A 14,581-nucleotide genomic window follows, 5' to 3' on the forward strand; every position below is an offset into this window, starting at 1 on the left:
CATCCAACCGTCATGTTTTTACGAGGAGTGCGTCATGAAGAAATCTTGGTGGGCCAAAGTGGCCGCAGTGTTGTTGTCAACCGGCATGGCCTTTGGCGTGCATGCACAGCAAGAGATAAAAATCGGTGTGCTTTATCCGCTCACCGGGCCGGCCGCCTCCGTGGGTGCCGAGCTGCGCAGTGCGCTGGAACTCGCCGCCGACATCATCAATAACGGTGCGCCCGGTGTTTCCGAGCTGCCGCTGTCTGCCGGCAAGGGCTTGCCCAACCTCAAGGGCGCAAAAATCAAGCTGGTGTTTGCCGACCACCAGGCCAACCCGCAGACTGGCGCTACGGAAGCCGAGCGCCTGATCACGCAGGAAAAAGTCGTGGCACTCGTGGGCGCCTATAACAGCGCCGTCACCGCCACGGCCAGCCAGATCGCCGAGCGCGCCGGCATCCCTTTCCTGAACCCTGAATCGTCGTCGGCATCGCTCACGCAGCGCAACTTCAAGTGGTTCTTTCGCACCACGCCGCATGACGACCTGTTTGTGCACAACGCCTTTGATTTCCTGAAAGAACTCGAAGCCAAAAAAGGCATCAAGGCGGGCGTGGTCGCCAGCCTCAACGAAAACGGCTTGTGGGGTACGGAAACCACCAAGCTGCAGACCAAACTCGCGCCCGAGTTCAAGCAGAACCTGGTCAAGCAGGTGATGTACCCGGCCAAGACCACGCAGCTGACTTCGGAAGTGCAGACGCTCAAGGCCGCCAATCCCAACCTGGTGCTGCAGTCGTCCTACACGGCCGATGCCATCCTGTCGATCAAGACCTACAAGGAACTCGGCTTTTCGCCGGACATGATCCTGGCGAACAACGCGGGCTTCACCGATACCGATTTCATCAGGACACTCGGCAAGGACGCCGACTACATCATCACGCGTGAAGTCTGGGCGCTGGACCTGGCCAACCGCAATCCTCTGATCAAGCAGGTCAACGACCTGTTCAACAGTCGCTACAAGATCAACTTCACCGGCAATTCCTCGCGCACTTTCACCGGCCTGATGGTGATGGCGGACGCCATCAACCGCGCCGGTTCCACCGAACCCGAAGCCATCCGCAAGGCGCTGGCCGCCACCGACATGCCCGGCAGCAAGCTGATCATGCCGTGGAAGGGTGTGAAGTTCGATGCGACCGGCCAGAACACCCTGGGCCAGGGCATCCTGGTGCAGATCATCGGCGGCAAATACAACACGGTCTGGCCGTTCGACATGGCCTCGCGTGAAGTGACCTGGCCCATGCCCAAGTGGGACCAGCGCAAATAAGCCGCGAGTTTTGACCTGAAAGCCAAGAGACAACCATGACTACGGAAATATTGCTTCAGACGCTGGCCTCCGGCGTGCTGATCGGGCTGATTTACGCGCTGGTGGCTATCGGCCTGACCATGATTTTCGGCGTCATGGACATCGTGAACTTCGCGCACGGGGAATTCCTCATGCTGGGCATGTACTCGGCCTTCTGGCTGTTTTCCCTGTATGCGCTGGACCCCATGCTCACCTTGCCGCTGACAGTGATCATGCTGTTCGGCTTCGGCGTGCTGCTGTACAAACTGGTGATCGTGCGCATCATCAACGCGCCCATGCTGTCGCAGATCTTCACGACCTTCGGCATCATGATCCTGCTGCGCGGCGTGGCCCAGTTCCTCTGGAAACCGGATTTCCGCTCCATCGAGAATTCGGCGGTCAGCGGAACGGTCAAGCTGTTGGGCGTGCAACTGGGCAAGCCGCAGCTGGTCGCCGGTGTAGGGGCCGTCGTGGTCACCGGCCTGATTTACTTCTTCCTGAACAAGACCCGGCTCGGTGCGGCGCTGGAAGCCACCGCCTCTGACAAGGAAGCGGCCCGTCTCATGGGCATTGATTCGCACAAGATGTTCTCGCTAGCCTGGGGCATAGGCGCGGCCTGCGCCGGCGCAGCCGGGGTGCTGCTGTCAACCTTCTTCCCGATTTTTCCGGACGTTGGCGCTAGCTTCATCCTGCTGGCTTTTGTGGTGGTCAACCTGGGCGGCTTCGGCAGCGTCTCGGGCGCCTTCTGGGCCGGCATCCTGGTCGGCGTGATCGAGGTCATGGGCGGCCTGCTGCTCGGACCGCAGTACAAGACGGCCATCGTGCTCGTGCTGTTCCTCGGCGTGCTGATGTTCCGCCCGCAGGGTTTGATGGGCAAGGCATGATCATGAAGCAACTCTTTTTTGTTATCGCCGCTCTGGCGCTTGCCTTGGCCGTCCCCGCGGTCACGGATGCCTCGCACCTGAACATGGCGATCCTCATCCTCATGGCGGCCCAGGTGGGTGTAGCCTGGAACATCGTGGGTGGCTATGCGGGACAGGTGTCCCTCGGCCATGCGGCTTTCTACGGACTTGGCGCCTATGTCTCGACACTGCTGCTGATCAAGTTCGGCATCAATCCCTGGATAGGCGTGCTCGCCGGCGGTTTGGTGGCAGCCTTGCTCAGCCTGGGGTTTGGCTGGTCCTGCTTCCGGCTCAAGGGCCACTACTTTGCGATGGCCACCATCGCGGTGGCCGAACTGGTGCAGATTTTCTTCACTGAGTGGGATTACGGCGGTGCGGCGGTCGGGCTTTACGTGCCGATGGACAAACAAGGCTGGCTCTGGCTGAACTTCGCTACCAAATTGCCGTACTACTGGCTGGCACTGGGACTGCTGATCATCACCTTGGGCGCGAACTGGTGGATAGAGCGCAGCTACCTCGGCTACTACTTCAGGGCCATCAAGGATGAACCCGACGCGGCCCGCAGCATCGGCGTGAACATCGCCCGCTACAAGCAGGTGGCACTGTCGGTCAGTGCTTTCCTCACGGCAGTCGGCGGCAGCTTGTACGCACAGAAAGAACTTTATATCGATCCGAATTCGGTGCTCTCGACGGCGCTCTCCATCAAGATGGCGCTGGTATCCATTCTTGGAGGTGTGGGCACCTTGTTCGGTCCGGTTGTGGGTGCCGTGGTGCTGACCAGCATCGAGGAATTCACGCGCATTGCCTTCGGCGGTACGGGCCGCGGCACTGACGTCATCATTTATGCGAGCCTCATCATCGTGATCGCGGTCTTTTATCCCACGGGCCTCATTGGCTGGCTGCGCAGCTTCCGGGAGCGCCGCGAGGCACGCGCCGATGCATCGCGGCAGATGGCGGTGCCCACCGCCACCGTGCAGAACGCCGGCGAGGAGGCCGTATGAAGTTGCTGGAAGTCAAACAGGTCAGCAAGCGTTTCGGCGGGCTGGTCGCCAACCAGGATGTGTCCTTTAGCGTGGACACCGGACAGGTGGTGGGCCTGATCGGCCCCAACGGCGCCGGCAAGACCACCATGTTCAATTGCGTGGCGGGGTTTTTCGCTCCCACATCGGGCAGCATCATGCTGGGCGGCCGCGACATCGCAGGACTGCCGCCTGAAACATGCGCCCGTGCCGGTGTGGCACGGACTTTTCAGATTGCGCGCACCTTCACCAGCATGACGGCCTGCGAGAACGTGATGACCGCGGCCATGCTGCTGCAGCACAACGTTGCGAAGGCACGCCAGGCTGCCATGGACTGGCTGGCTTTTGCCGGGCTTGAACGCTTTGCCGACCGGCCTGCCGCCAGCATGACCATCAGCGAGCAGCGGCGCCTGGCCGTGGCGCGTGCGCTGGCCATACAGCCGCGCATCCTGCTGATGGATGAAGTGATGGCGGGTCTCAACCCGTCGGAAGTTCGCGAAGCGGTCGACGTCGTTCTCAAGATCCGGGACAAGGGCATTGCGTGCCTGATCGTCGAGCATGTGCTGGAAGGCATCATGCCGATCGCCGACAAGATCGTCGTGCTGGACCGCGGCGTGAAGATCGCCGAAGGCACGCCGCAGCAGGTGTCGAACGACGCTGCCGTGATTACCGCCTACCTCGGGGACTGAAGATGCTTGAAATCAAAAACCTCAAGGTCTGCTACGACGACGTGCTGGCCATCTCCGACGTCAGCCTCCAGGTCGAGCCCGGCAAGATCGTCGCGCTGGTAGGCGGCAACGGCAACGGCAAGTCCACCACCTTGCGCGCCGTGGCAGGCCTCAATGCCGCCGCAGCGGGCAGTATTACCTTCAACGGTGAGCCGGTTCACCGCATGCCGGCGCACAAACGCGTCCCGTTAGGTCTGTCGCTGGTGCCGGAAGGCCGGCGCCTGTTTCCCCGGCTGACAGTGCTTCGCAACCTGGAGCTCGGTGCCTTTACGCGCACGGACAAGCACGAGGTGGCGCGGGGCATTGAAGAGATGCTGCAGCTGTTCCCCATCCTCAAGGAGCGCGCCACACAACTGGCCGGTACCATGAGTGGGGGCGAGCAGCAAATGCTGGCCATCGCCCGCGGGCTGATGGCCCGGCCCAAGCTGCTGATGCTGGATGAGCCTTCGTGGGGCATCGCGCCCAAGTTTGTGACCAAGGTGCTGGAGGTTATCCAGCAGGTCAATGCCACAGGTGTCTCGATATTGCTGGTGGAACAGAACCTGCAAAAGGCCCTGGGCATCGCGCATTACGGCTATGTCATCCAGACTGGCCGTATCGTGATGCAGGGCAAGGGTCATGAGCTCCTCAATGATGACCGGATCAAAAAGGCCTACCTGGGCCTTTGACGGAAAAGCCGCTGTATCACCCTATTTTTTCCAATCAAGCTTTACCCTGCCATGAACAAGATTTTTGATCGTCCCGCAGACCTCCGGATGGCCAGCCGTTGCGGCGAGTTTGCCCTGCCCACCGCGGGACACGCGAACGGCCATATCCAGGCCAACCTCATGATCGTCCCCCAGGCCCAGGCCTTTGACTTCCTGTTGTTCTGCCAGCGCAATCCCAAGCCCTGCCCATTGGTGGAGGTTCTGAAGCCGGGCGCCACGGAGCCTTTGTGTGCACCGGGGGCGGACATCACGACCGACATTCCGGGCTATCGCGTTTACCGTGACGGCGAGTTTGTTGAAGAGCGCGATGAGATCCGGTCGATCTGGAAGGACGACTATGTGGCCTTCCTGATCGGCTGCAGTTTTTCTTTCGAGGCCGCGGTCACCCAGGCCGGCATTCCCCTGAGGCATGTCGAGCAGGGCCGCAATGTCTCGATGTTCCGTACCAGTCTCCAGTGCCAGCCCGCTGGTGTGTTCAGCGGTGAAATGGTCGTCACCATGCGGCCCATCAAGAGCCGCGATGTGGCAAAGGTGGTGGAGATTTCTGGCCGGTTTGACGTTGCGCATGGTGCGCCCGTTCACATCGGCAATCCGGAGGCGATCGGCATCACCGACCTGTCGCGACCGGATTACGGCGATGCAGTCGACATCAAGGATGATGAAATCCCGGTGTTTTGGGGTTGCGGCGTCACGCCGCAATGGGTTGCCCAGAAGAGCCGACTGTCGATGTGCATCACCCATGCGCCGGGCAAGATGTTTGTGACGGACCTGAAAGGGTGAGTTCCATGCACCCGCCGCCGGGCTAATTCTCAACTCCCAAGGAGTTCCCATGAAAGCAATTTTAATAGCCGTGCTCGTCACGGCGGGGGCAGCGCACGCCCAGACAACCTGGAAGCTGGCCACGGGCTACCGGGCAGAGTCCTTCCATACGCAGAACCTCCTGCAATTTGGGCGCGATGTGGATCTGGCCACGCGCGGACAGCTGGTCATACAGGTGTACCCCAACAACACCCTGGCCAAGCTGGCGGACATCAGCGCGGCCGTGCAGCAGGGAAAGGCCGAAGCGGGCGAGACCATCCTGGCGAGCATGGTCAAGGAAATTCCGCTGGCTGGCGCGGACTCCATTCCCTTCGTCGTGGCCTCCTACAAGGACGCACAACGCCTCTGGAAACTACAGCGGCCAGGCCTTGAAAAGCATTTCACCGAGCATGGCATGAAGCTCCTGTACGCAGTGCCGTGGCCGCCGCAAGGCCTGCATTCGAACAAGCCGGTGCGGGGCCCGACGGATTTTCGGGGCACCCAGATGCGCACCTACAACCAGACCACCATGCGCATCGCCGAAATGCTGGGTGCCAAGCCGGTGGATGTGGCCATGGTCGATGTGGGCAAGGCATTGGCCGAAGGCCGGATGGACAACATGATCACGTCGGCGCTGACCGGCGTGGAGAACAAGGTTTGGGGCCCGATCAAGTATTACTACGAGATCAATGCCTGGTTCCCCAAAAACGCGGTGTTTGTGAACAGCAAGGTCTTTGATGCACTGAAGCCCGAGGCGCGCGCTGCCGTGCTCAAGGCGGCAGGCGAGGCGGAAGTCCGCGGCTGGCAGGCCAGCCAGGCGCTGGCGACCAGCGCGACCGAGGAATTGCGCGCCAACGGCGTGAAGATAGAACGCATTCCCCCCGAACTGGACACTGAGATCAAGCGCATGGGCGAGAAGTTCTCGCGCGAGTGGATACGATCGGTGGGCAATGAAGCCAATGATATTTTCGTGCCGTACTACATGCCGCAATAAGCACAGGCTTCGAATCGCATGAAAACTCCTTCTGCATCCATCGCCGCCTACCTTCATGCCAAGGATGGCAACCGGCCTCACCTGCTGGCGCAAGCCTTTACGGACGATGCCCTGCTGCAGGTCACCGTCCACACCGGCGCGATCTCGTTTCCTCCGGTGTCACGGGGAAGGGACGCCATCGGCGAGGTGCTGGTGCGCCGTTTTGGCCAGTCCTACGAGAATGTCTACACCTTCTGCCTGAGCTCGCCGCCGGAGGCCGACGCGCAGGTGTTTTGCTGTGACTGGCTGGTTGCCATGACGGAAAAGGACAGCCGCGCCGTGCGGGTCGGGTGTGGTCGCTACGATTGGTGTTTTTCGCCGCCTTCATGTCTGGCGGAAAGCCTTTCAATCACCATCGCGAGCATGCAGACCCTGCCGGCCTCGCACACTGACGAGGTCATGGATTGGGTCGCCGGTCTTCCCTATCCCTGGTGCCCGGCTTCAACGGCCCTGCGGGGCGCGCCGGACATCCAGCACCTGGCGCCGGTACTTGGGTACATTGGCAGGGCGCAGATGGCCAATTTTCCGGACAAGAGATCCCGGCCGGCAACGCCTCACAGCGTCGTGCCAAGCCAGGTCTGACAGCAGCAAGATCAATAAGATCCATAGAGATCAGCAAAGAACACGTTAACTCTGAAATCAAAAAAATTATGCAAGACACCACTTCAAAACCGGGCGGCGACCGTTGGCAATTCTGGATAGACCGCGGCGGCACCTTCACGGACATCGTGGCCAAGAAGCCCAATGGTTCGCTGGTCACGCACAAGCTGCTGTCGGAAAATCCGGAGCAGTACCGCGATGCGGCGGTCGCCGGCATCCGCCACCTGCTGGGCCTGAAAGCGGGCGAGCCGATACGCGCCGACGTGGTGGACTGCGTGAAGATGGGAACGACCGTGGCGACCAATGCGTTGCTGGAGCGCAAGGGTGAGCCGACCTTGCTGGTGACCACGCGCGGCTTTCGGGATGCCCTGCGCATTGCCTACCAGAACCGCCCCCGTCTGTTTGACCGCCACATCGTGCTGCCCGAGTTGCTTTACAGCGCGGTGGTGGAGGCCCAGGAGCGTGTGGGCGCGCAAGGCGAGGTGCTTCAGGCGCTCGACGAAGTGCTATTAAAAAAGGAGCTGCTTGCGCAGTACCAGAAGGGGCTGCGAAGCCTTGCAATTGTTTTTATGCATGGTTACCGGTTCACGGAGCATGAAAAGGCCGCCAAGCGCATCGCGACCGAGGTGGGTTTTACCCAGATCAGCACCTCGCATGAAACCAGCCCGATGATGAAGTTTGTGAGCCGCGGCGACACCACGGTGGTGGACGCCTACCTCTCCCCCATCCTGCGCCGTTATGTGGAACAGGTCGCCAGTGAGATGCCGGGGGTACGGCTCTTTTTCATGCAGTCTTCCGGTGGGTTGACCGATGCGCATGTATTTCAGGGCAAGGACGCCATCCTGAGCGGCCCGGCGGGCGGCATTGTGGGCATGGCCCGCACGGCCGCAATCGCCGGCCATGCCAAGGTCATAGGCTTTGACATGGGCGGCACCTCGACGGACGTGTCGCATTACGCCGGGGAGTTCGAGCGCGAATTCGAAACCCAGGTCGCCGGTGTGCGCATGCGGGCACCCATGATGAGTATCCACACCGTGGCGGCGGGCGGCGGCTCCATCCTCAAATTTGACGGCGAGCGCTTCCGGGTTGGTCCACAGAGCGCAGGCGCCAACCCAGGCCCCGCCAGTTACCGGCGCGGTGGCCGCCTGGCGGTGACCGATGCCAACGTGATGGTCGGCAAGGTGCAGTCGCGCTACTTTCCGAAGGTATTTGGTCCCAATGCCGATGAGCCGTTGAGTTACGAGGCGGTAGAGGCCCAGTTCAACGAACTGGCCGGGCAGACCGGGCGCAGTGCCGAGGTGGTGGCTGAAGGCTTCATCAACATCGCGGTCCAGCAGATGGCCAACGCCATCAAGAAAATTTCAGTGGCACGCGGCTATGACGTGACACGCTACACGCTGCAATGCTTTGGCGGTGCGGGCGGGCAGCACGCCTGCCTGGTGGCCGATGCGCTGGGCATGACCAAGGTGTTTGTGCACCCGCTGGCGGGGGTGCTGAGCGCTTATGGCATGGGCCTGGCCGACCAGAATGTGATTCGTGAGCAGGCGGTGGAGCTCAAGCTCTCGGCCGCCGTGCTTCCGGAAATTGCCGACAAGCTCAACGCGCTCGCTGCGACGGCAGAGGCCGAGCTGCAGCGCCAGCAGGTCAGCACCGGCAGCATCACCACGCATCACCGCGTGCATGTGCGTTATGAAGGCAGTGACTCCGCGCTCATCGTGCCCTTCGGTACGCTGGACGAGATCGAGTCCGGGTTCGAAGCCGCTTACCGCCAGCGCTTTGCCTTCCTGATGCAGGGCAAGGGCCTGGTGGTTGAGGCCGTGTCGGTAGAGTCCGTGGTGGCAGGCGACGCGCCTGCCGAGCCGCGCCACACCACGCATGAGCCGCGTGAAGTACCTCGCCGCGAAACCGTGCGCATGTACTCCGGCGGCCAGTGGCATGACGCCGCGCTGGTGGTGCGTGAAGATCTGCGGCCGGGCGACATCATCTCGGGGCCGGCCATCATTGCCGAGAAGAACGCCACCACGGTCGTGGAACCGGGTTGGGAAGCCGCGCTGACGGCGCTGGACCACCTGGTGCTGGACCGCCGGGCCGAACGCGCCGTGAAGTTTGCGGCGGGCACCACGGTAGACCCTGTGCTGCTGGAGGTCTTCAACAACCTCTTCATGAACATTGCCGAGCAGATGGGCCTGCAGCTGCAGAACACCGCTTACTCGGTCAACATCAAGGAGCGCCTGGACTTCAGCTGTGCACTGTTTGACACCGAAGGCAACCTGATCGCCAATGCGCCGCATATGCCGGTGCACCTGGGTTCCATGGGCGAAAGCATCAAGACGGTGATTCGCGAGAACGCCGGAAAGATGCAGCCTGGTGATGTGTATGTGCTGAACGACCCCTACCATGGCGGCACGCACCTGCCCGACATCACCGTCATTACGCCGGTCTACCTTGGTGCGGCGACACAGCCGACGTTTTATGTCGGTTCGCGCGGACACCATGCCGACATCGGCGGCACCACGCCGGGCTCCATGCCGCCGTTCTCGACATTGATTGAAGAAGAGGGCGTGCAGATCAACAACGTCAAGCTGGTAGAGCGTGGTGTGCTGCGCGAGGCAGAAATGATTGCGCTGCTCAAAAGCGGCAAATACCCCAGCCGTAACCCGCAGCAGAACATGGCCGACCTGAAAGCGCAGATCGCCGCCAATGAAAAGGGCGTGCAGGAGCTGCGCAAGATGGTGGACACCTTCAGCCTGGAGGTGGTGCTGGCTTATATGCGCCACGTGCAGGACAACGCCGAGGAGTCGGTGCGCCGCGTGATCACGCGCCTCAAAAATGGCGAGTTCACCTTGCCGCTGGACAACGGCGCCCAAATCAAGGTGTCCATCCGTGTTGACGTCAAAGGACGCAGCGCCGAGATCGACTTCACCGGCACATCGCCGCAGCAGACCAATAACTTCAACGCGCCGACGGCGGTGTGCATGGCCGCAGTGTTGTATGTGTTCCGCACCCTGGTTGACGACGACATCCCGCTGAACGCGGGCTGCCTGAAGCCGCTCAAGGTCATCATCCCGCCGGGCTCCATGCTTAACCCGAACCCGCCGGCTTCGGTGGTGGCGGGTAATGTGGAAACCTCCACCTGCATCACCAATGCGCTTTATGGCGCGCTGGGTGTAATGGCCGCCGGCCAGTGCACGATGAACAACTTCACGTTCGGCAATGCACGCCACCAGTACTACGAAACCATTTCGGGTGGTTCGGGTGCCGGCGGAAAGCTGGATGATGCGGGCAAGCTGGTGTCGGGTTTTGACGGCACCTCTGTAGTGCAGGCACATATGACCAATTCGCGGCTGACCGACCCGGAGGTGCTGGAATTCCGCTTCCCGGTGCGGCTGGAAAGTTATGAGATTCGCCAGGGCTCTGGTGGTGCGGGCCGATGGCAGGGCGGCAATGGCGGGGTGCGCCGTGTGCGCTTCCTGGAAGCCATGACGGCCAGCATCCTGTCAAACGGGCGCAAACACGGCGCCTTCGGCATGGCCGGGGGCCAGGCCGGGCAGGTCGGGCAAAACGTTGTGGTCCGGGCGCAAGGCCAGATCGAAACACTGGGCCATATCGGCCAGGCCGAGATGCAGCCCGGTGATATTTTTGAAATCCATACGCCGGGCGGCGGTGGCTTCGGGAAAGCTTGATGCCAATCACGGGCCGGTGTATGCCGGCCTGCTTCCCAAGCGGAGCGACCGCGCAGCTGTGACGGGTGGGTAAAGCGCCTGCCCGTTCACGCGTGCGCCTGATCGTCATTCGCAAAGTCATCTGCTCAGCCGCCCGTAACACTTGGGGCTGGCTTTAGTACCTGCAAACGGCTCGACGCTGTGCATCGCGGACGCGCCGTAAACCGGACCTCCCTCCCGTATAGCACTATCTTTTTTTGCACGGCAACGATCGGCCATCGCCAGGACAGTGGAAAATCTGCAGTGGAGCCAGCGCACCTTGTGACGGGGGCAGGCAGGCTTTTAGGGGTGCGGAATGCCGTAATTTCATATGAAATCCGGCCCTGGGCCAATCAGCACGAGCGCGAGAAGCTATCAATTCAGGAGCATGTATGACCGGTGCATTTTCCGACAACTACCGACTTCTGGCCCAGTACAACCGCTGGATCAATGAACGGCTGTATGGCGCGTGTGAAACCCTGTCAGATGAGGAGCGCAAGCGTGACCGTGGTGCCTTTTTCGGCTCGATCCATCACACGCTGGGCCATCTTGTCCTGGCCGACCAGGTCTGGCTCAGGCGCTTTGCGCAGTGCGGTAATGAGAACGGAATCCATTTCACGTCGCTGGGCGCTGAAGTGCTGGACATGCCGCAGGCCTACACGCTGGACATGGTGCTCTACGAAGACTGGGCCGGACTGAAAGCCAAACGGCAGCAGCTCGATGGCGCCATCGAGCAGTGGGCTGCCGACATGCCTGAGGCTTACCCGGCCATGACCATGCGGTACGCCAACTCGAAAGGGGTGCAGCGCGAGCACGTGGTCTGGAAGGCCCTCACGCATTTTTTCAATCACCAGACACACCATAGAGGGCAAGTGACGACACTGGTCACGCAGGCTGGGGCAGCGGTGGGCGTGACGGACCTGATTGCGCTGGTGTAGAGGTCTTTAAGGTGCTATGAAATAGATAGCTGCTTGCGCTCGCCCCTAAAGGACTGGAGGCAAAAATTGGCAATAAAAAACCCGCTCCAGGCGGGTTTTTTATTGGATGCGGGCCAATTACTTCTTGGCAGCGCTTGCAGCAGGCTTGGCCGCTTCAACCTTGACTTCGGTTTTGGTTTCTTTTTTGGTGTCCTTCTTGGCGTCTTTTTTGGACGTTACCGCCTCTTTGGCATCTTTGGCCGATTCCACCACGGCGTCTTTGGTCGCGATAGCCGCACCCTTGACTGCATCCTTGGTGGCGATGGCTGCGTCTTTGGCCTTTTCGGTGACCGGCTTGTCGGCCTTCTTGCTGGTTTTGGCGTCCGCTTTGGCTTCGGCCTTGGTTTTTGCCTTCGCATCTGCGGCGGCCGGGCCGGTATAGGCGGCACCGCCAACGGTCAGCCCTGCGGCGGAGAACTCGGCTGCGCGTTTTTCTCCCACGCCTTTGACGCGGGTGATGAAGTCATCCCAGTTTTTGAACTCGCTTTTCTTGCGCTCGGAGATGATCAGCTTGGAGGTGACGGGGCCGATGTGTTTGATGCCGTCGAGTTCGGCCTCTGTGGCTTTGTTGACGTCGACCGCAGCAAAGGCTGCAACGAGAGACATGGCGGCGAAAAACGCCAGTACTTTCTTGAACATGGAAATCTCCTCAGTGGTGAGTGGCGAAGCGCGTTATGCATCCTGTGAATAAGAATGCTGTGTTTATAACGGCCCGGTTTCACACGGGGTTGACCTGCCTGATGCGATTGGGTTGGGGAACCCCAAGCCTCAGCGATTCTTGCCCAGCCACTGCATGTAAGCAGTTACACCCGCTTTCACATCAGCAAACACATGGTCACACCCAGCGGCACGCAGGGCGCCGAGGTCGGCCTGCGTGTAGCTTTGATATTTACCCACCAAGGCTGGCGGGAAGGTGATGTAGTCGATGAGCCCGCCGCGCACGGCATCTTCCAGGCTCAGCGCCGCAGCATCCTGCCCTTTGCGCAAGGTGTTCACGACGGCGAGCGCGACATCGTTGAAGGGCTGGGCCTTTCCGGTGCCAAGATTGAAAATGCCGGATTGTTCTGGATGGTCAAAAAACCAGAGGTTCACGGCCACCACATCGTCGATGAAGACGAAGTCGCGCATCTGGCCGCCGGCGCCGTAGCCGCCGTATTCGCCAAACAGCTTGACCTTGCCTTCGGCCTGGAACTGGTTGAACTGGTGAAAGGCCACGCTGGCCATACGGCCCTTGTGCTGTTCGTGGGGGCCGTAGACATTGAAGTAGCGAAAGCCCGCAACCTGGGTGGCTGCGCCTTCAAACCGGTTGCCGAGTTCACGCCGCAGGCGCTGGTCAAAGAGCAGCTTGGAGTAGCCGTAGACGTTGAGTGGTCGTTCGAATTCGGGCGATTCCCTGAACGTGTCGGATCCGCCGTAGGTGGCGGCCGACGAGGCATACAGCAGGCGTGTTCCCTGGTCCTGGCAGGCATGAAACAACTCGCACGAAAGCGTGTAGTTGTTGTCCATCATGTACTTGCCATCGGGCTCCATCGTGTCGCTGCAGGCGCCTTCGTGGAACACTGTCTCGACCTGACCATAAGCGCCTTCGGCAAAGAGGTCGTAGAAGTCGTCGGCATCCACGTAGTCGGCGATCTGCAGGCCGGCCAGGTTGCGAAATTTGTCGCCTTCGGTCAGGTCGTCGACCGCGATGATGTCGTCGATGCCGCGGGCATTGAGGCCCTTGATGATATTGCTGCCGATAAAACCCGCAGCACCCGTGACTACTACTTTCATGATGATTCCTTTAACCTGAGGCGCAATTTAATGCGCGGCAAACAGTTCGTCGTAACTGACCGTTGCGGTACCGAACTTGCCGACCACAATGCCGCCGGCACGGTTGGCGATGGGCACCGCATCACGAAGGCTCATGCCCGTGGCCGCCATGGCAGCCAGTGTGGCGATCACCGTATCGCCGGCGCCGGTGACGTCGAACACCTCACGTGCCACGGCCGGTACATTCAGCTCACCCTGGGCGTCAAACAGGGTCATGCCTTCTTCGCTACGTGTCAGCAGCAGGGCATCAAGATTGAGTGCGGTGCGCAGGTTGTGGGCTTTGGTGCGCAGCTCGGCTTCGTCGCTCCAGGTGCCGATCACGTGCTCGAGCTCGGCGCGATTCGGCGTAATGATGCTGGCGTTTTTGTAGCGTGCGTAGTCCGCCCCCTTGGGGTCGACCAGCACCACCTTGCCGGCAGCGCGCGCCTGGGCGATCATCAGCACGATATGCGCGAGGCCACCCTTGCCGTAGTCGGAAAAAAGCACGGCGTCGTGCTGCGTGTGCAGTTTTTCAAAGGTGGCGGACTGGGAGGCGAGCACCTCGTTTTCCGGCGTGTTCTCGAAGTCGAGCCGGATCAGCTGCTGCTGGCGGCCAATGACGCGCAGCTTGACCGTTGTTTTGAGCCGTGCATCGCGGCCGAAGTAAGGGGCGATGCCGGTTTTTTCGACCAGCGCCTCCAATTGGTGGCTGGCCTCATCATCGCCCACCACGGTCAGCAGCGAGGCTTGCGCGCCCAGCGTGACGATGTTGTAGGCCACGTTGGCCGCGGCGCCTATGCGTTCCTCGGTGCGCGTGACACGTACCACGGGCACCGGGGCCTCAGGCGAGATGCGGTCTACCGCGCCGTACCAGTACCGGTCGAGCATGGCATCGCCCACCACGAGGACACGGGCTTTGGCGATTCGTTCAGCGGATAGTGTGAGAGTAGTGGTCATGTCTGTCTGTATTCAAACCAGAACAGCGTGGAACCGGCTTCGCCGGGCCA

At 61.0% G+C, this 14,581-nt stretch carries 13 protein-coding genes; 10 read left to right on the forward strand and 3 right to left on the reverse strand.

Translation table 11 applies throughout. The annotated features are described in order from the left end of the window. The first annotated feature begins 34 nt into the window (after positions 1-34). From AC1D13_RS07085 to AC1D13_RS07130, 10 genes are all read left to right on the forward strand, one after another. Positions 35-1,300 carry an ABC transporter substrate-binding protein gene (locus AC1D13_RS07085; RefSeq protein WP_457280039.1) on the forward strand — a complete coding sequence of 422 codons (1,266 nt, stop codon included), beginning with the start codon at positions 35-37 and terminating at the stop codon, positions 1,298-1,300. Positions 1,301-1,335: 35 nt separating this feature from the next. Continuing rightward, positions 1,336-2,202: a branched-chain amino acid ABC transporter permease gene (locus tag AC1D13_RS07090; RefSeq protein ID WP_457280040.1), complete on the forward strand. Its 867-nt coding sequence runs from the start codon at positions 1,336-1,338 to the stop codon at positions 2,200-2,202. A 2-nt stretch (positions 2,203-2,204) separates the two neighbouring features. Continuing rightward, positions 2,205-3,221: a branched-chain amino acid ABC transporter permease gene (locus tag AC1D13_RS07095; protein WP_477665613.1), complete on the forward strand. Its 1,017-nt coding sequence runs from the start codon at positions 2,205-2,207 to the stop codon at positions 3,219-3,221. Next, entirely contained in the window at positions 3,218-3,928 is a 711-nt protein-coding gene (locus AC1D13_RS07100) for an ABC transporter ATP-binding protein (RefSeq protein WP_457280042.1), read from the forward strand. The genes AC1D13_RS07095 and AC1D13_RS07100 overlap by 4 nt, the downstream gene beginning before the upstream one ends. 2 nt (positions 3,929-3,930) lie before the next feature. After that, positions 3,931-4,635, forward strand: coding sequence for an ABC transporter ATP-binding protein (locus AC1D13_RS07105; RefSeq protein WP_477665614.1), 705 nt, complete (start codon positions 3,931-3,933; stop codon positions 4,633-4,635). A gap of 51 nt (positions 4,636-4,686) precedes the next feature. Continuing rightward, positions 4,687-5,454 (forward strand): putative hydro-lyase, encoded by a 768-nt coding sequence (locus AC1D13_RS07110; RefSeq protein ID WP_457280044.1) that lies wholly within the window; start codon positions 4,687-4,689, stop codon positions 5,452-5,454. 49 nt (positions 5,455-5,503) lie between these two features. Further along, positions 5,504-6,466 carry a TRAP transporter substrate-binding protein gene (locus AC1D13_RS07115; protein WP_477689260.1) on the forward strand — a complete coding sequence of 321 codons (963 nt, stop codon included), beginning with the start codon at positions 5,504-5,506 and terminating at the stop codon, positions 6,464-6,466. A gap of 18 nt (positions 6,467-6,484) precedes the next feature. After that, entirely contained in the window at positions 6,485-7,087 is a 603-nt protein-coding gene (locus AC1D13_RS07120) for a nuclear transport factor 2 family protein (protein ID WP_457280046.1), read from the forward strand. A gap of 68 nt (positions 7,088-7,155) precedes the next feature. After that, positions 7,156-10,788, forward strand: a complete 3,633-nt coding sequence (locus AC1D13_RS07125; protein ID WP_477689261.1) for a hydantoinase B/oxoprolinase family protein — start codon at positions 7,156-7,158, stop codon at positions 10,786-10,788. 410 nt (positions 10,789-11,198) lie between these two features. Then, positions 11,199-11,744 (forward strand): DinB family protein, encoded by a 546-nt coding sequence (locus AC1D13_RS07130; protein ID WP_477665616.1) that lies wholly within the window; start codon positions 11,199-11,201, stop codon positions 11,742-11,744. A 117-nt stretch (positions 11,745-11,861) separates the two neighbouring features. On the opposite strand, the gene AC1D13_RS07135 is transcribed toward AC1D13_RS07130, so the two are convergent. The 3 genes from AC1D13_RS07135 to rfaE1 form a co-directional block, all read right to left on the reverse strand. Beyond that, on the reverse strand, positions 11,862-12,422 hold the full coding sequence (locus AC1D13_RS07135) for a ComEA family DNA-binding protein (RefSeq protein ID WP_457280049.1): 561 nt from the start codon (positions 12,420-12,422) through the stop codon (positions 11,862-11,864). Between the two features lie 129 nt (positions 12,423-12,551). After that, on the reverse strand, positions 12,552-13,556 hold the full coding sequence (gene rfaD / locus AC1D13_RS07140; RefSeq protein WP_457280050.1) for an ADP-glyceromanno-heptose 6-epimerase: 1,005 nt from the start codon (positions 13,554-13,556) through the stop codon (positions 12,552-12,554). A 27-nt stretch (positions 13,557-13,583) separates the two neighbouring features. Next, the gene (gene rfaE1 / locus AC1D13_RS07145) at positions 13,584-14,531 is read right to left on the reverse strand and encodes a D-glycero-beta-D-manno-heptose-7-phosphate kinase (RefSeq protein ID WP_477665618.1); all 948 of its coding nucleotides are present in this window, start codon (positions 14,529-14,531) and stop codon (positions 13,584-13,586) included. Positions 14,532-14,581 lie beyond the last annotated feature (50 nt).

The organism is Polaromonas sp. P1_E12, from assembly GCF_056405975.1.